We start from the raw sequence: 16,547 nt of genomic DNA, 5'->3' as shown, positions 1-16,547 counted from the left end.
ACATCAATGCTGCTCCGGTTTGGGTCCGGCGGTGTTCATCAGGGAAAATCATTGGTCGACACCCCCGCGTACCTTGCGGGTGGTCATGACGAAATGGCTGTGGGGCAACCCACCGACCCTGGTGTAGGTCTGAGGGGAGACAACATGGCGGCGATGAAGCCGCGGACGGGCGACGGTCCGCTGGAAGTCACCAAGGAGGGCCGGGGCATCGTCATGCGGGTCCCGCTGGAGGGCGGTGGCCGGCTCGTCGTCGAGATGACTCCCGACGAGGCCAACGCGCTCGGTGACGCACTGAAGGCGGCCGCCGGCTGAGCGACCGGCGGTCCGCGCGAACCCGCGCGGACGGTTCGTCGCGTCCCTGAGCCACCGGCCGTGCCGGTGGCTCAGGGACTTCGCATGTCACTCGCGGGGCGCCCGGGTCCCGTCCCACGAACGTCATCGGAGGTACGGTCCAGCGTGCTCGCCATCCGTCTGACAGCCGGCGCCGACCGGCTGGACACTCTCGTCCTGCCCGTCCGGTCCGGCGACGCGACCGCCGGGTCCGAGGCCCCGGCGGAGCTGCTGGCCACCGGCGCCGGACTGCCCGCCGAGGCGCTGGAGGAGGCGGCCGAGCTGCTGCCCGCCACCCGGCTCACCGGCCGGTCCGGCGAGACCCGGGCCCACCTGCGCCCCGGTCGTACCCCCGCCCGGCTGCTCCTGCTCGGAGTGGGCGACGGCGGCGAGAAGGACTGGCGCACCGCCGGGGCGGGACTCGCCCGCGCCGCTGCCGATGAGACACAGATCACTTTCGCGCTGCCGGCCGACGTCCCGGCGGGGGCGGTCGGTGCCCTCGTCGAGGGGCTGCTGCTCGCCTCCTACCGGTTCCGGATGACCGACGCCGGGAAGGCCCCCGCGCTCGCCGAGGTGGACCTCCTCCTCGCCGACCCGGAGGCGTACCGGGACGCCGTCGAGACGGCCGAGACCGTTGCCCGGACCACCCGGCTGGCCCGGGACCTGACCAACACCCCCTCCTCGGTGAAGAACCCGCAGTGGTTCGCCGACCAGGTGGCGGCCGCCGCGGCCGACCTGCCCGACCTGCACCTGCGGGTGCGCGGGCCGGAGGAGCTGGCGGCCGAGGGCTTCGGCGGCATCCTCGCCGTCGGCGCCGGCTCGGCCAGCGGTCCCCGCCTGGTCGAGCTGGAGTGGCGGCCCGCCGACGCCCGCACCCATGTGGTGCTGGTCGGCAAGGGGATCACCTTCGACACCGGCGGCATCTCGATCAAGCCGGTGCCGGCGATGAAGCTGATGCGCAAGGACATGGCCGGCGCGGCCGCGGTGGTCGCGGCGACCCTGGGCGCGGCGGCGCTGCGGCTCCCGGTGCGGATCACCACCCTCGCCCCACTGGCCGAGAACATGGTCAGCGGGTCGGCCTTCCGTCCCGGCGACGTCGTCCGCCACTACGGCGGGCTGACCAGCGAGACCACCAACTCCGACGCCGAGGGCCGGCTGGTGCTCGCCGACGCCCTGGCCTACGCCGAGCGGGAGCTGCGGCCGGACCTGCTGATCGACCTGGCCACCCTCACCGGGGCCAACGCGGTGGCGCTCGGCAAGCGGATGGGCGCCCTCTACAGCGAGAACGAGCAGCTCGCCGCCGACCTGCTGGCCGCCATCGACGGGGCCGGGGAGGCGGCCTGGCGGATGCCGTTGCCCGCCGACTACGTCGAGCACCTCGGCAGCGACCTGGCCGACCTGCACAGCTCACCCGCCGTGGGCGGCGGCTCGGTGACCGCCGCGCTCTACCTGCGGGAGTTCACCGGCGACCTGCGTGACCGCTGGCTGCACATCGACATGTCCGCGCCGTCCTGGTCGGACGGGGACGACGCCGAGCTGGCCCGGGGCGCGACCGGTTGGGGCGTACGCGGGCTGCTGCGCTGGCTGGCGACGCTGGACTGAGCCGCCGGTGCCGGCCGGCACCGGCGGGGGCGCCGGACCGGTGGGGGTCAGCGGCGGGTCAGCACTTCACCGCGGCGAGCAGGCCGTCGCCGACCGGCAGCAGTGCCGCCGTCCAGTGCTCGGACTCCCGGATCGCCTTGATCGTCTCGCGGATGGTGACGGTCTCGGCGTCCCGGGCCGTCGGGTCGCCGATCCGACCGCCGGCGAAGGCGCCGTTGAGGGCGAGCACCCCGCCGGGCCGCAGCAGCCGCAGCGCGGCGTCGGAGTAGGCGGCGAAGCCGGTCGGCTCGGCGTCGACGAAGACCAGGTCGTACGCGCCGTCGGCGAGGCGCGGCAGCACGTCCAGCGCCCGGCCGGTGATGATCCGGGTACGACCCGGCGGGAAGCCCGCCTCGACGAAGATCCGCCGGGCGATCCGTTGGTGCTCGACCTCCAGGTCGATGGTGGTGAGCACCCCGTCGACGCGCATGCCGCGCAGCAGCCAGACCCCGCTCACGCCGGTGCCGGTGCCGATCTCGACCACCGCGCGGGCGTTGCCCGCGGCGGCGAGCAGGCGCAGCGCCGCGCCGGCCCCCGGAGTCACCGCGTCCAGGCCCACCTCCCGGGCGAGGCTGCGGGCCGTCCGCAGCACGAGGTCCTCGCCGACGTACGACTCGGCGAACTGCAACGCCTGCGCCGTCGGACTGCCGGAACTGGCGACCGTGGCGATGGGACACCTCCGGGCGGCGGGAGTGGTGCGAGGGGCGGGTTGGCGGTATGAGCCTAGAGGCGAGCCCTCCGGCGCGCAGCCGCGCCGTCCGCCGATGACGATCACGCCCGGGCAAGAGCTGACTCCACCCGACGCATCCGTGCAATCCTGGAGGCGGTACCCCTCTCGCCGCGCCGGTCACCCCCGCAGGCCGTGGCACGGGGAACCGGGGACGGAGTGGGAGGCACCGACGTGACCGACGGCTGGGACTGGCGCCGGCCCGGTGGGGCCCCGGCACCGGCGGGACCGCCGGCCGGGCCGCCGCCGGCTGTGCCGCCGACGGCGCCGCCCGGCGCCGGGCAGGGCGGGACATCACCGTGGTGGTCCGACGCGCTCGCCGACCCCTGGCGGGACCCGTACGCGCCCGCCGCGGTGGTCGTCCCGATCGGGCCCGCCCCCGGCGCCGGCCCCGAGCCGGTGACCGACCCGGACGCGCCGGGCCGACCCGCGCTGCGGCAGCTGCTGCTCGTCCCGCTGGTCGTCGCGCTGCTCGCCGGCGCCCTCGGTGGCGCCCTCGGCTACGCCTTCGCGGTGCGCGGCGGGGCCGCCGGCGGCGTGGCGCTGGGCGCCCGCCCCGCCGAGGCGCCGGCGCTCGCCCAGCGCCGCCCCGAGTCGCTCGCCGGGGTCGCCGGGAAGATCCTGCCCAGCGTGGTGACCGTACGGGTGGCCAGCCTGGGCGGCACGAGCGAGGGCTCCGGCTTCATCGTCAGCGCCGACGGGCACGTGATCACCAACGACCACGTGGTCGCCGGTGGCACCGGCCGGGCCTCGGTGGTCTTCAACGACGGCAGCACCGCGCCGGCCCGGCTCGTCGGGCAGGACCCGGAGTCGGACATCGCGGTCATCAAGGTGGATCGCGCCGGCCTGCGCCCGGTCGAGTTCGGCGACTCCGACGCGCTCGCCGTCGGCGACCCGGTGCTCGCCGTCGGCTCCCCGCTCTCGCTGGCCAACACGGTCACCGCCGGCATCGTCAGCGCGCTGGACCGCACCATGCAGGCGGGCGAGCCCGGTGGTCCGGTGCGGTACTACGCGGCGATCCAGACCGACGCGGCGGTCAACCACGGCAACTCCGGTGGCCCGCTGGTGGACTCCGCAGGCCGGGTGATCGGGGTCAACTCGACGATCAAGTCGCTGGTCGGCGAGGGGCAGGAGGCGGGCAACATCGGGCTCGCCTTCGCCATCCCGATCAACCAGGCCAAACGGATCACCCAGGACATCATCGGCACCGGCAAGGCCCGTCGTACGGTGATCGGCGCCCAGGTGGGCGGGGCCGGGACCGCCACCACCGCCGGGGCCGGCGTACGCCTGGCGGCGGTGGAGCCGGCCGGCCCGGCGGCCGGCGCCGGCCTCAAGGCCGGGGACGTGATCGTCAAGCTCAACGGCCGGCCGATGACCGAGCCGACCGACCTGATCGCGCTGGTCCGCAAGTACGCGCCGGGCTCGGTGGTGACGGTGGAGTACCGGCGGGGCTCGGCCCGGCAGAACGCCTCCGTGACGCTCGCCGCAGACGCCAAGTGAGCACCGGTCACCCCCTCCCGGTAGGCGGTGCGACGTGCGTAGTCTTGGCGTGACGCCGACGAGGAGGCCCAGCAGTGTTCGAGAACCTGAACTGGTGGGAGATCGGTGCGCTGCTGCTCCTGGCGCTGCTGATCTTCGGTGACCGGCTGCCCGCCGTGATCAACGACGGCCTGCGGTTGGTGCGCAACCTGCGCAACATGGCCCGCAACGCCACCGGCGACCTGAGCCGCGAGCTGGGCACCGACATCCAGCTGGAGGACCTCCACCCGAAGGCGTTCATCCGCAAGCACCTCCTCAGCGAGGAGGACGAGGCGGCCATCCGCAAGCCGTTGCAGGGCGTCTACGACAACATCCGTTCCGACGTGACCGGCGTGCACGACGAGTTGAAGGACGTGGCCTCCGCCGCGGACCTGCGCTCCTCCGGTGCCCGCCGGGCCACCGCGACCGGCGGCTCGCCCGCGCCGGCCCCGCGCCCCAGCTACGACGACGCCACCTGACGCCTCCTTTCGCCCCGCGCCAGGAAACCTCTGCACGACCACTCCGCGCCGCAGTGCGGCTAGCACCCCGCCCCTGCTCCGGCCCCGGCCCCTGCTCCGGCCCCGGCCCCTGCTCGTTTCCTGCCCCGGCCTTTGCCCCGGTCCCGCCCCGCCGGCCGGGGTGACGTCGACCCGTCAAGATCGTGCTATTTCCTGGAAGTAGTGGCTTCTCGCTGCACCGATGCCACTACTTCCAGGAAGCAGCACGATCTTGGGTGGTGGCCGGTGATCAACCAACGACGCGTGATTCGTTGGCGTCATCAGCTCCAAAGGGCGGTGAGGAACTCCTTCGCCTGACCCACGGGGAGGTGCGAGGGCTGTGTGGGTACGGAAAGAGGGGCCTCCCTGACGCGGGTGGCCCCTCTTTCGGGGTCTTGCGGCGGCCCGGCGGCCCCGGCCCGGCGGCCGGAACGGGAAAGGTCAGCGACCGGCGGGCTTGAGGCCCAGCGGCTTGCCGAGCAGGGACTCGCGCCGGATGGCGAGCCGGTCGGCGACCTTGCCCAGCGCCTTGGCGGCCGGGGACTCCGGCGCGGCCAGCACGATCGGCTGGCCGGCGTCGCCGCCCTCGCGGACCCGGGTGTCCATCGGGATCTGACCGAGCAGCGGCACCTGCGCGCCGATCGTCCGGCTCAGCGACTCGGCGACCGCCTCGCCGCCACCGGCACCGAAGACCTCCATCCGCGAGCCGTCCGGCAGCTCCAGCCAGGACATGTTCTCGATGACGCCGACCACCCGCTGATGGGTCTGCAGGGCGATCGCGCCGGCCCGCTCGGCGACCTCGGCCGCCGCCGCCTGCGGGGTGGTCACCACCAGGATCTCGGCGTTGGGGAGCAGCTGCGCCACCGAGATGGCGATGTCGCCGGTGCCCGGGGGGAGGTCCAGCAGGAGGACGTCCAGCTCGCCCCAGTAGACGTCACCGAGGAACTGCTGGAGCGCCCGGTGCAGCATCGGGCCGCGCCACACCACGGCCGCGTTGCCCGGGGTGAACATGCCGATCGAGATGACCTTCACGCCGTGCGACTGCGGCGGCATGATCATGTCCTCGACCCGGGTGGGCTTGCCCTCCGCGCCGAGCATCCGGGGCACCGAGTGGCCGTAGATGTCGGCGTCGACCACGCCGACGGAGAGGCCCCGGGCGGCCAGCGCGGCGGCCAGGTTGACCGTGACGCTGGACTTGCCGACGCCGCCCTTGCCGCTGGCCACCGCGTAGACGCGGGTGCGAGAGCCGGGCTGCGCGAACGGGATCACCGGCTCCTGCGAGGCGCTGCCGCCCCGCAGCTTCGACTGGAGGTCCTGGCGCTGCTCGGTGCTCATCACCCCGAAGTCGATCTCGACACCCGTCACACCGGGCACCGCGCCCACGGCGGCGGTGATGTCGGTGCGCAGCTTGTCCTTCAGCGGACAGCCGGCCACGGTGAGCAGCAGCTCGACCCGGACCACGCCGTCGTCGCCGAGCACGGCGGAGCCGACCATGCCGAGGTCGGTGATGGGCCGGCGGATCTCCGGGTCGTTGACGGTGGCCAGGGCGGCCTGGATCGCGTCGTTGACGGTGCTGACGGGTGCTGACATGGGGGCAATGTTACGTCGGCGTGATCGGCGGCCACGTCGAGCCGGGCCGGGGTGTGAGCGAATCGATGACCCGGTGCGGGGTGCCCGGCCGGGACGCGCCCTCAGCTCTCCGGGACGCCGTCCCGGGCGGCGCGGCCGCCGTCCAGGTCGTCGCGGGGCTCGTCGAGCCCCTCACCGCCGCGCTGGACGGCCCTGCCCTGCTGCCGACGCTCCAGCCGCAGCCGGCGCTGGGCCGCCTCGTCCAGCTCCTCCGCCAGCCGGGCCAGCTCGGAGCGGAGGAAGTCCCGGGTGGCCACCTCGCCCATCGCGATCCGCAGCGTGGCGATCTCCCGGGCCAGGTACTCGGTGTCCGCCTTCTGGGCGGTCGCCCGCCGCCGGTCCTCCTCCAGCGACACCCGGTCCCGGTCGGCCTGCCGGTTCTGCGCGAGCAGGATCAGCGGTGCGGCGTACGACGCCTGCAACGACAGCATCAGGGTCAGGAAGGTGAAGGTGTACGGGTCGAACCGCAGGTGCGCCGGGGCCAGGGTGTTCCAGCCGAACCAGAGCGCGATCACCACCGTCATGTAGACGATGAAGTTGGCCGTGCCCATGCCCCGGGCGATGCCCTCGGACCACCGGCCGAACGCCTCCGGATCGAACCGGGGCAGCTTGACGCCCCGGGGCTCGCGCGGCTGGTCCAGCCGCTCGGCCCGCCGCTGCTCAGCCATCGGCGCGGTCCACCGTTTCGTCGCCGGTGCTCGGGGCCGGTGCGGCGTCCCGTTCCCGCCAGTCCGGGGGCAGCGAGTGGTCGAGCACGTCGTCCACGGTCACCGCGCCGACCAGCCGGTTGTTGCGGTCCACCACCGGCATCGCCACCAGGTCGTAGGTGGCCATCCGGCGGGTGATCTCCGGCAGCGGGGTGGTCGGGCGCAGCGGGTCGATGTCGTTGACCACCACCCCACCCAGCAGGTCCGCCGGGGGCTCCCGGAGCAGCCGCTGGAAGTGCACCATGCCCAGGTAGCGGCCGGTAGGGGTGGTCATCGGGGCGCGGGTGACGAAGACCTGTGCCGCCACGGCCGGGGAGAGCTGCTCCTCCCGGATCCGGGCCAGCGCCTCCGCCACGGTCGCGTCCGGCGGCAGGATCACCGGCTCGGAGGTCATCACGCTGCCGGCCGTGCCGGAGGCGTAGCGCAGCAGCTGGCGGACCGGGTCGGCCTCGCCCGGCTCCATCAGGTCCAGCAGCACGTCCTGCTCCGGCGGGGGCAGCTCGTTGAGCAGGTCGGCGGCGTCGTCCGGGTCCATCTCCTCCAGCACGTCGGCGGCCCGTTCCCGGTCCAGCGCGGCGAGGATCTCCACCTGGTCGTGCTCGGGCAGCTCGCTGAGCACGTCGGCGAGGCGTTCGTCGTCCAGCGCCGCCGCGACCTCGTTGCGCCGGGTGTCGGGGAGGTCCTGGAGGGCGTTGGCCAGGTCGGCCGGGCGCATGTCCTCCAGCACGGCGAGGAGGTTGGCCGTACCCCGGTTGTCGGTGGCGATGCCGCTGAGCCCCCGCACCCGGTCCCACTCGACCTGGTGCAGGTGGCCGCGGCGGGTGAGCCGGCTGACCTGCTCCCGGACCGCGACCCGGGACAGCGACCACTCGCCGCCGCGGCTGCACTCCATCGCCACGTCGACGACCGCGCCGGGCTGGCCCGTGTCGAGCTGCACCCGCCGGTCCAGCAGCTCCTGGAGGACCAGCAGCTCGTTCGGGCGCTTCTCGAAGCGACGCAGGTTGAGGGTGCCGCTGCCGAGGACCACCGCGTCGGCGTCGATGCTGGTGATCCGGTTGATGGACAGGAAGATCCGCCGGCGCATCGGCATCTCGGCGACCAGACCCACCACTTCGGGTGGGCGCTGGGTCGGCCGGAGCCGGGCAACCGCGTCGCGGACCCGCCCCACCTGGTCACCGTTCGGATCGAAGACGGCGACTCCGGCGAGTCGGGCGATGTAGACCCGGTTCGGCGTGCTCACGGGCACCAGCCTAAGCGCCTAGTGTTTATCAACATGTCGACCTTGGCCTACGAGATCGTGGACGTCTTCACCGACCGCCCGTTCGCCGGCAACCCGCTGGCCGTGCTCTTCGGCGCCGAAGGGCTGGCCACCGAACAGATGCAGGCGCTCGCACGGGAGTTCAACCTGTCGGAGACGGTGTTCGTCCTGCCTGCCACCCAGGTCGGCGCCACCTACCGGGCCCGGATCTTCACCCCGGTCGCGGAGCTGCCCTTCGCCGGGCACCCCAGCGTGGGCGCGGCGGTGACCGCCGCCCGGCGCGGCATGTTCGGTGTGGGGCAGGTCACCCAGGAGTGCGGGGCGGGTGTGCTTCCGATCGAGGTCACCGCCACCGGCGCCACCCTGACCGGCGGCACCCCCACCCTCGGGCCGGAGCTCGACCCGGAGCCACTGCTGGAGATGGTCGGCCTCACCGCGGCCGACCACGCCGGGCCGGCGCCCCGGGTGGCCGGCTGCGGGCTGGAGTTCCCCTACCTCCCGGTACGCCCGGACGCGGTGGCCCGCGCCCGGGTCAACGCGGCGGCGGCGGAGCGGTACGGGGTGGAGCATGTCAGCGTCTTCTCCTGGGACGCCGACGCGCAAACCGCGCACGCCCGGGTCTTCGTCCCCGGACTGGGTGTGCCGGAGGACCCGGCGACCGGCTCGGCCGCCCTCGGCCTGGGCGTCTGGCTGGTGGCCAGCGGGCTGCTCCCCGCGCGGGGACGCTCCGGGTACACCGTCCACCAGGGCCTCGAGATCCACCGCCCGTCCGTGCTGACCTGCACGGTGACCGCCGAGGGCGGTGCGGCGCTCGGCGCCACCGTCACCGGCCACGTGGTGCCGATCGCCCGCGGTGAGATCGCCGTACCACCCTTCGTCGGCTGACCCCGCACGGCCGGGCCCCTGGTCCGCGCGCGTGGAGCAGGGGGCCCGGTCGGCGGCGATGGCGCGGGACCGGCCGGAATGCGGGAGGATGCCGGGGTGACTGACGAGGTGGATGGGCACGTCACCACGCCGCTGGTCGACGAGGCGATGAAGAAGGCCGCCGTGGCCTGGGTGAGCGTCGCCGACGGCCCGGCGTTGGCGTTGTGGTGCGTACCCCTGGAGGGGGCGCTCTTCGTGGTCAGCGGGCCCGGTGAGCAGTCCGCGCCGGGGCTGGCGGACGCGACCGGGGCGCGGGTGAGCCTGCGCGGCGACCACGGGGGGCGGATCGTGACCTGGCCGGCCCGGGTGACCCGGGTGACGCCCGGCACGGAGGCGTGGGAGAACGCGGCGCCGATGGTCGCGGCGAAGCGGCTCAACGCCCCGGGGCCCACCGCCGACCTGGTCGCCCGGTGGGAGGCCGACGGCTGCGCGCTGAACCGGCTCGCCCCGGCCGGCGCGCCGGAGGCCGGCGGGGAGCTGCCTGACAATTCACAGGCCGAGACACCGCGCGGCGCCCCGGTGGTACGCGCGACCCGCAAGCCGTTCCGCCTGCACCGGGTCCGCCGCCGCTGAGCCGACGGCCGAGCCCGGCGACCGGAGCACGGCGGGCGGCGCGCAGGTCAGCAGGTCGCCGGCAGCGCGTCGACCAGCTCGACCACCTCGCTGAGCGACTCGACGACCGGGCCGTCCCAGCCCTCCTCCGCGTCGAAGACCAGGTGGCCGGCCAGGTCGGGCGCGGTCAGCCGGACCGCCGTCATGCCGGCCCGCTGCGCGCCGGTCAGCTCCCGGCTGCCGCCGTCACCGACGTAGAGGCAGTCCTCGGGACGCACGTCGAGGCGCTGCGCGGCGGTGAGGTAGAGCGCCGCGTCCGGTTTGCACCGGCCGAGTTGGACCGAGAAGATCCGGACGTCGAGCAGGGGAGCGACCGCCAGTTGCGGCAGGAACGCCGGCAGCTCGTGGGTGCAGTCGCTGATGACGCCGGTACGGAGCCCGAGCCGGCGCAGGCCGGCCAGGGCGGACACCGCGTCCCGGCGCAGTCGGGTGTCGGCGCGTACCGCCCGGTGCCGGGCGGCCACCGCGGCCCGTACGGCGGTGTCGGAGGGATGCACGCCGGCCTGCACGCAGACCCAGCGCAGGGTCGCCTCGGCGTTGCCGTGCTCGCCGCTGGCCCGTTGGTAGAAGGTCCGGTCGAGCACCGCGGCGAGCGTGTCCGCGGGGCAGCCGAGCAGGTCGGCGGTGGTCTGGTGGGCGGCGCTGCGCTGCACGCCGCGGGTGAGGGTGCCGAAGAAGTCGAACAGCACCGCCTGATAGGTGGGCATGGGGGAGCGCCTCCGGGCGTCGAGGGGGGTCGCCGGCGCGGACGCGCATGATCGTAACGAAGCGCTGACGGTCCGTGTCGCCGGGTGCTGTGTGAGGATTGCTCTCCGTGTCCTCCAGCCCGTACCGCCCACCCGTGGACCCGCTGACCGCCGGCGTCCTCGCCCTCGCCGTCGCCGCGGTCTCGTCGTCCGCACCGCTGATCGCCTTCGCGGCGGCACCGGCGCTGGCCGTCGCCTTCTGGCGCAACCTGCTCTCGGTCGGCGTCATCGGCCCGTTCTCGCTGGCCCGCCGCCGGTCGGAGTTCCGGGCGTTGACCGTCGGCGCGGGCCGGCGGGAGGGCCTCTACTGCGTGCTCTCCGGGGTGGCGCTGGCCGCCCACTTCGCCACCTGGATGCCGAGCGCGCAGCTCACCTCGGTCGCCGCGGCCACCGCGCTGGGCGCCACCCAGCCGGTGTGGCAGGGGCTGATCGCCCGCTGGCAGGGCCGTCACCTGCCGTACGCCGTCTGGGCCGGCATCGCCGTGGCCGTGGCCGGCGCGGTGCTGGCCACCGGCGCCGACTTCGCCGCCTCCGGCCGGGCCTTCGCCGGTGACCTGCTGGCGGTGACCGGTGGCATGTTCGCGGCGGTCTACACCGCGTTCGGCGAGCGGGCCCGCGCCACCATCAGCACCGCCACCTACACCACCATCTGCTACGGCGTCTGCGCGCTGCTGCTGCTGGTGGTCTGCCTGGTCGGCGGGGTGCCGCTGACCGGCTACGCCACGAGCACCTGGCTGGCCATTCTCGGGCTGGTGGCCGGCGCCCAACTGCTCGGCCACTCGATGTTCAACTACGCCCTGCGGCGGGTCTCGGCGACCACGATCAGCGTGCTGGTCCTGTTGGAGGCGCCGGGCGCGGCGCTGATCGGCTGGGTGTGGCTGGGTCAGCTTCCCCGCCCGCTGGCCCTGCCGGGGCTGGCGCTGCTGCTGGCCGGGGTGGCCGTGGTGGTGCTCGGCGGAGCCCGCGCCGGCCGCCGTCCCGCGCCGGCCCCGGTCCCGGCCGACGCCGCCCCACCCGCTCCCTGACCCCCGCCGCGCGGAGGGCCGCCGGCGCGGCGCGCGTGCCGTCGGCCGCCGCGGGGCGAGTACGCCCGTTCCGCCCTCGTTACCGCCTCCGCCGCGTGAGAGTGCCAGCAGGAGGTGTCGGCGGCGGATGGCGCGAGGGCAGCGGGACGAGGACGGAGACGACAGCGGCACGGTCGTCACCCCGTCGGCCGAGTTCCCCCCGCTGGCCCCGGCGGAGCTGGACACGCTGCGCCGCATCGGTCACCGCTGGCGCCCGGGCGATGCCGGTGAGCTGCCCGTCGATCCGACCCTCGGCCGGCGGCCGGGACGCCCCCAGCCGGGCCGGTTCGGCCGGCTGGCGCCGATCGCGCTGTTCCGCCCGGTGGAGCCGGACGAGCTGGTGGCGACCGAGCGGGCCAACCTGCCCGGCTCCCGCCCCGGCCGGGCGCTGACCCGGGTCCGGCGCGCGGTCCTCGGCCCGCCGCTGAGCAGCGCCGCCGTGCTGTACGAGCGGATGCGCAAGCTGGTGGCCCTGCCGGTGCTCTCCTCCGACCTGCTCAGCTCGGTGGCGTACGGGCCGGAGGCGATGCTGGGCGTCCTGCTGCTCGCCGGCAGCGGCGCGTTGGCGCTGTCGTTGCCGCTGGCCGCCGTGCTGGTGGTGCTGATGGTCGCGGTGGGCGTGTCGTACCGGCAGACCATCGTGGCCTATCCGCACGGGGCCGGCTCCTACGTGGTGGCGGGGGAGAACCTCGGCGCCGGGGCGGGCCTGGCGGCGGCCGCCGGACTGATGATCGACTATGTGCTGACCGTGGCCGTGTCGGTGGCCGCCGGGATGCACGCGGTCACCTCGGCGCTGCCCGGGCTCGTCCCGCTGACCGTGCCGCTGGGCGTACTGGTGATCGCCGGCCTGCTCGCCGGCAACCTGCGGGGTGTCCGCACCGCCGGTCGGCTCTTCGTGCTCCCCACGTACGCCTTCGTGGTCGCGCTGGGTGCGGTGCTGGTGGTGGGCTGGCTGCAGGCGGCGGGTCGGGGGTTCCGGCCGCTGCCCCCGCCGCCGGTGCCGGCGGTCGAGGGGCTCGGCCTGCTGCTGGTGCTGCGCGCGTTCGCCTCCGGGGCGGTGTCGATGGCGGGCATCGAGGCGGTGTCGAACGCGGTGCCGGCGTTCCGCCCACCGGAGTGGCGCAACGCCCGCAGCACGCTCGGCTGGATGGTGGCCATGCTGGTGGTGCTCTTCGTCGGGCTGACCGCGCTGATCCACCTGACCGGTCTGGTGCCCGCCCCCGGCGAGACCCTGGTGTCCCGGCTGGCCCGGGTCACCTTCCCCACCGGCCCCTGGTACGCCCTGGTCCAGGCCGCGACGGCGCTGATCCTGCTGTTCGCGGCGAACACGGCGTTCAACGGCTTCCCCCGGCTGCTCTTCTTCATGGCCCGCGCCGGTCACGCGCCCCGCCGGTTCCTGCACATGGGGGACCGGTTGGCGTTCAGCAACGGCCTGACCGCGCTCGCGGTCGCCGCCGCGGTGGTCTTCGTGCTGTTCCGGGGTCGCACCGAGTCGCTGATCCCGCTCTACGCGGTGGGCGTCTTCCTGGCGTTCACCCTCTCCCAGACCGGGATGGTGGTGCACTGGCGCCGCCGGCGCGGCCCGGGCTGGCGGCGACGGCTGGCGGTCAACGGGGTCGGCGCCGTCCTCTCCGGGCTGGTGCTGGTCACCGCCGCGGTCAGCAAGTTCACCGAGGGCGCCTGGCTGGTGGTGCTCGCCGTACCGCTGATCGTGCTGCTCCTGCAGCGGGTGCACCGGCACTACCGGACGCTGCACGGGGCCCTGGCCCCGCGTCCGCCCGCCGGTCCGGGCCAGCCCGCGGGGCCGGGCGAGGGGGAGGAGCTGCCCCAGCAGGTGCGGCACCTGGTGGTGGTGCCGGTGGCCCGGCTCAACCGGGCGTCGCTGCGCGCCCTGGCGTACGCGGTGTCGCTGGGCCGGCCGACGCTGGCCGTGCACCTGGCGCCGGAGGAGGCGGAGGCGGACCGGTTCCGGGAGCAGTGGCGCGCCTGGGGCGACCACGTCCGGCTGGAGACCATCGTGTCGCCGTACCGGGCGGTGATCGGGCCGTTGGCGCACTACCTGGAGGCGCTGCACGATGCGGCGCCGGAGCTGATGTTGACGGTGATCGTGCCGGAGGTGGTGCTGCGTCGCCGCTGGCACCGCCCGCTGCACAGCCGGGCGGAGCAGCGGCTGCGGCAGGCGTTACGACCGCTGCCGGGGGTGGTGGTGACCAGCGTGCCGGTGCACCTCAGCGAGTGAGCGGGCCCGCGAAGTGCCCCGCCATCAGGGTGTCTCGCCGGCCTGCCGTGCTGACGTCAGGCCGGGGTATGGCAGCGGCGCGGCGGCGGTCGACACCGGGAAAGCCGTCAGTCGTCGATGCCGACGGCCTTGGCGCTGGCCTCCCAGAGCCGCGCAGCGAGCTGCGGGTCGGCCGCCTTGCGCAGCGGCCGGCGCAGCCGCCGGTCGGCGTGGTAGGCGCCGTTCACCAGCCGCGACGGGTCCTGGTTGGCCAGCCAGACCAGCGTCTCGGCGCCCTTCTCCGGGCTGCGGAACGGCAGGAGCCGCATGCCCAGTGCGACGAGCCGGCTGTCGTTGCCGAACCGGGTCCGCACCACGCCGGGATGGAAGGAGTACGCCGGGACGTCCGGCCAGCGGCGGGCCGCTTCGGCGGCGAAGAGGATGTTGGCCTGCTTGCTGGTGCCGTACGCCTGGATCGGGCGGTAACGGCGCAGGGCGGCGTTGAGGTCGTCCGGGTCCAGCACCCCGCTGCGGTGCGCGCCGGAGGCGGTCACCACCATCCGACCGATCCGATCCCGCAGCAGGTTGCTGAGCAGGAACGGGGCGAGGTGGTTGGCCTGGATCGACAGCTCGAATCCGTCCACCGTGGTGAGCGGTTGCAGCACGATCGCCCCGGCGTTGTTGGCGAGCACGTCGATCCGGTCGTACGCGGACCGGAGCCGCTCGGCGAGCCCGCGCACGTCGTCGAGCACGGCGAAGTCGGCACGGAACAGTTCGGGGCGTTCGCCGGCGGCCTCGCGTACCCGGTCCCCGGCGGCCTGGAGGCGGGCCGGGTCCCGCCCGACCAGCACCACCTGGTCGCCGCGTCGGGCCAACTCCACGGCGGCGGCGAGGCCGATGCCGGAGCTGGCCCCGGTCACCACCACGATCCGGCGCCCAGTGAGATCTTCCACAGGTCCATTCACCCCGGTCACGGCACGAGGTTACCGTGGCGTCACAACGCCCTTTGGGATCGTTAAGTTCCGGTCTATTTCAGGTGGCGTCGGCGGGACCGCCGGACGCTGGAAGGAGCGCATCCATGGCCGCTGTCGGTCGCCCCCGCCGGTCCTGCCTCGCGGTACCCGGTTCCAGCGTCAAGATGCTCGGCAAGGCCCAGGGCCTGCCGGCCGACCAGGTCTTCCTCGACCTGGAGGACGCGGTCGCCCCGCTGGCCAAGCCGGACGCGCGCAAGAACATCGTCGCCGCGCTCAACGAGGGCGACTGGGCCGGCAAGACCCGGGTGGTCCGGGTCAACGACCTCACCACCCCGTGGACCTACCGGGACGTCATCGAGGTGGTCGAGGGCGCCGGCGCCAACCTCGACTGCATCATGCTGCCGAAGGTGCAGAACGCGGCCCAGGTGCAGTGGTTGGACCTGACCCTGACCCAGATCGAGAAGACCCTCGGCCTGGAGGTCGGCCGGATCGGCATCGAGGCGCAGATCGAGAACGCCGCCGGCCTGGTCAACGTCGACGCCATCGCGGCCGCCTCGCCCCGGGTGGAGACCATCATCTTCGGCCCGGCCGACTTCATGGCCTCGATCAACATGAAGTCGCTGGTGGTCGGCGCGCTGATCCCCGACTATCCGGGCGACCCGTACCACTACATCCTGATGCGCATCCTGATGGCCGCGCGGATGCACGACAAGCAGGCCATCGACGGGCCGTTCCTCCAGATCCGCGACGTGGAGGCGTTCCGCGAGGTGGCGAAGCGCTCGGCGGCGCTCGGTTTCGACGGGAAGTGGGTGCTGCACCCGGGCCAGATCGACGCCGCCAACGAGGTCTACCAGCCGGCCCAGTCCGACTACGACCACGCCGAGCTGATCCTCGACGCGTACGAGCACTACACCTCGGAGGCCGGCGGCAAGCTCGGCGCGGTGATGCTCGGCGACGAGATGATCGACGAGGCGTCCCGGAAGATGGCCCTGGTGATCGCGGCCAAGGGACGCGCGGCCGGGATGAGCCGCACCTCCACCTTCACCCCGCCCTCGGAGTGAGCCGGCGGGCCGCCCCGGGCGACCGGGGCGGCCCGCCGGTCGCTCAGAAGTCGCTGCCCCCGCTGCTGGTGTCGGCGATCGCCAGCACGATGACCACGATGTAGAAGGCGATGAGCAGCAGCAGCAGGCCGGTGAGGATCCAGCCGACGATGATGGCGGCCTTCGCCATGCCCTCGCCGCCCTCACCGGTCTCCCGGATCTGCTTGCGGGCCACGTGGCCGAGGATCGCGCCGATCGGCGCCGTGATGCAGGAGGCGAAGCCGACCAGGGAGAGCACCAGGGCGGCGATCGCCATGCTGTTGGTCTTGGGCGCCGTCGGGTAGCCGTACCCGGGGTAGGCCGGCCCGGTCGGGTAGGCAGCGGCGGCGGCGTACGGGTCGGCCGGCGCGGCCTGGGGCGGGTACGGCGGCGTGCCCTGGTACGGGGCGGCCGGGGCGTACGGGTCCTGGCCGGTCGGCTGGGCGGGGATCGGCTGGCCGCTGACCGGGAGGGTCGGGTCGGCCGGGGGTTCGTTCCAGCCGCCGGCGGGCGGGGGATAGGTCATGAAGTCTCTCCGTCGCGTGTGGGTGCGCCGTCAGGGTAGCCACGGTGGGGCAAATCCGAGGTCCCCGGCACCGGGTGCCGCGTTGCCCGGGCCGTCC

General features: G+C 74.4%; 16 protein-coding genes. 9 read left to right on the top strand and 7 right to left on the bottom strand.

Annotation, left to right across the window (positions count from 1 at the left end; all coding sequences use genetic code 11):
* Positions 1-144 precede the first annotated feature (144 nt).
* Positions 145-312, top strand: a complete 168-nt coding sequence (locus V6U79_RS20180; RefSeq protein WP_007455245.1) for a DUF3117 domain-containing protein — start codon at positions 145-147, stop codon at positions 310-312.
* A 144-nt stretch (positions 313-456) separates the two neighbouring features.
* The gene (locus V6U79_RS20175) at positions 457-1,932 is read left to right on the top strand and encodes a leucyl aminopeptidase family protein (RefSeq protein ID WP_334615453.1); all 1,476 of its coding nucleotides are present in this window, start codon (positions 457-459) and stop codon (positions 1,930-1,932) included.
* Between the two features lie 58 nt (positions 1,933-1,990).
* Here the strand turns inward: V6U79_RS20175 and V6U79_RS20170 are convergent, their stop codons facing one another.
* Entirely contained in the window at positions 1,991-2,599 is a 609-nt protein-coding gene (locus V6U79_RS20170) for an O-methyltransferase (protein WP_334529696.1), read from the bottom strand.
* A 258-nt stretch (positions 2,600-2,857) separates the two neighbouring features.
* Here V6U79_RS20170 and V6U79_RS20165 point away from each other — a divergent pair, with 258 nt between their 5' ends.
* Positions 2,858-4,198, top strand: a complete 1,341-nt coding sequence (locus V6U79_RS20165; protein WP_334529693.1) for a S1C family serine protease — start codon at positions 2,858-2,860, stop codon at positions 4,196-4,198.
* A gap of 74 nt (positions 4,199-4,272) precedes the next feature.
* On the top strand, positions 4,273-4,695 hold the full coding sequence (locus V6U79_RS20160; protein ID WP_334529690.1) for a twin-arginine translocase TatA/TatE family subunit: 423 nt from the start codon (positions 4,273-4,275) through the stop codon (positions 4,693-4,695).
* 459 nt (positions 4,696-5,154) lie between these two features.
* Here V6U79_RS20160 and V6U79_RS20155 read toward each other — a convergent pair whose 3' ends face one another.
* The 3 genes from V6U79_RS20155 to V6U79_RS20145 form a co-directional block, all read right to left on the bottom strand.
* Positions 5,155-6,303 carry an Mrp/NBP35 family ATP-binding protein gene (locus tag V6U79_RS20155; protein WP_334615452.1) on the bottom strand — a complete coding sequence of 383 codons (1,149 nt, stop codon included), beginning with the start codon at positions 6,301-6,303 and terminating at the stop codon, positions 5,155-5,157.
* 101 nt (positions 6,304-6,404) lie between these two features.
* Entirely contained in the window at positions 6,405-7,010 is a 606-nt protein-coding gene (locus tag V6U79_RS20150) for a DUF1003 domain-containing protein (RefSeq protein WP_334529684.1), read from the bottom strand.
* Positions 7,003-8,289 carry a magnesium transporter MgtE N-terminal domain-containing protein gene (locus V6U79_RS20145; RefSeq protein WP_334529681.1) on the bottom strand — a complete coding sequence of 429 codons (1,287 nt, stop codon included), beginning with the start codon at positions 8,287-8,289 and terminating at the stop codon, positions 7,003-7,005. The genes V6U79_RS20150 and V6U79_RS20145 overlap by 8 nt, the downstream gene beginning before the upstream one ends.
* Before the next feature lie 33 nt (positions 8,290-8,322).
* Between V6U79_RS20145 and V6U79_RS20140 the strand changes: the two genes are divergently transcribed.
* Together V6U79_RS20140 and V6U79_RS20135 are read left to right on the top strand one after the other, a co-directional pair.
* Positions 8,323-9,192 (top strand): PhzF family phenazine biosynthesis protein, encoded by an 870-nt coding sequence (locus V6U79_RS20140; RefSeq protein WP_334529678.1) that lies wholly within the window; start codon positions 8,323-8,325, stop codon positions 9,190-9,192.
* A 78-nt stretch (positions 9,193-9,270) separates the two neighbouring features.
* Positions 9,271-9,804: a hypothetical protein gene (locus V6U79_RS20135; protein WP_334529676.1), complete on the top strand. Its 534-nt coding sequence runs from the start codon at positions 9,271-9,273 to the stop codon at positions 9,802-9,804.
* 47 nt (positions 9,805-9,851) lie between these two features.
* Here V6U79_RS20135 and V6U79_RS20130 read toward each other — a convergent pair whose 3' ends face one another.
* Positions 9,852-10,550, bottom strand: coding sequence for an HAD family hydrolase (locus V6U79_RS20130; protein WP_334615451.1), 699 nt, complete (start codon positions 10,548-10,550; stop codon positions 9,852-9,854).
* A 98-nt stretch (positions 10,551-10,648) separates the two neighbouring features.
* Here V6U79_RS20130 and V6U79_RS20125 point away from each other — a divergent pair, with 98 nt between their 5' ends.
* A complete protein-coding gene (locus V6U79_RS20125) occupies positions 10,649-11,614 on the top strand; it encodes a DMT family transporter (protein WP_442933804.1) in 966 nt (321 codons plus the stop codon).
* Between the two features lie 127 nt (positions 11,615-11,741).
* A complete protein-coding gene (locus V6U79_RS20120) occupies positions 11,742-13,892 on the top strand; it encodes an APC family permease (RefSeq protein WP_334615449.1) in 2,151 nt (716 codons plus the stop codon).
* 107 nt (positions 13,893-13,999) lie between these two features.
* Here the strand turns inward: V6U79_RS20120 and V6U79_RS20115 are convergent, their stop codons facing one another.
* A complete protein-coding gene (locus V6U79_RS20115) occupies positions 14,000-14,824 on the bottom strand; it encodes an SDR family NAD(P)-dependent oxidoreductase (protein ID WP_334529666.1) in 825 nt (274 codons plus the stop codon).
* 125 nt (positions 14,825-14,949) lie between these two features.
* Here V6U79_RS20115 and V6U79_RS20110 point away from each other — a divergent pair, with 125 nt between their 5' ends.
* Positions 14,950-15,906, top strand: coding sequence for an HpcH/HpaI aldolase/citrate lyase family protein (locus V6U79_RS20110; RefSeq protein ID WP_334529663.1), 957 nt, complete (start codon positions 14,950-14,952; stop codon positions 15,904-15,906).
* Positions 15,907-15,949: 43 nt separating this feature from the next.
* On the opposite strand, the gene V6U79_RS20105 is transcribed toward V6U79_RS20110, so the two are convergent.
* Entirely contained in the window at positions 15,950-16,450 is a 501-nt protein-coding gene (locus V6U79_RS20105) for a DUF4190 domain-containing protein (protein ID WP_334615448.1), read from the bottom strand.
* Positions 16,451-16,547: the final 97 nt, after the last annotated feature.

This window comes from Micromonospora psammae (assembly GCF_036902725.1).
In the GTDB taxonomy this organism is placed as follows: domain Bacteria; phylum Actinomycetota; class Actinomycetes; order Mycobacteriales; family Micromonosporaceae; genus Micromonospora.
This window is presented reverse-complemented; position numbering and strand designations above follow the sequence as displayed.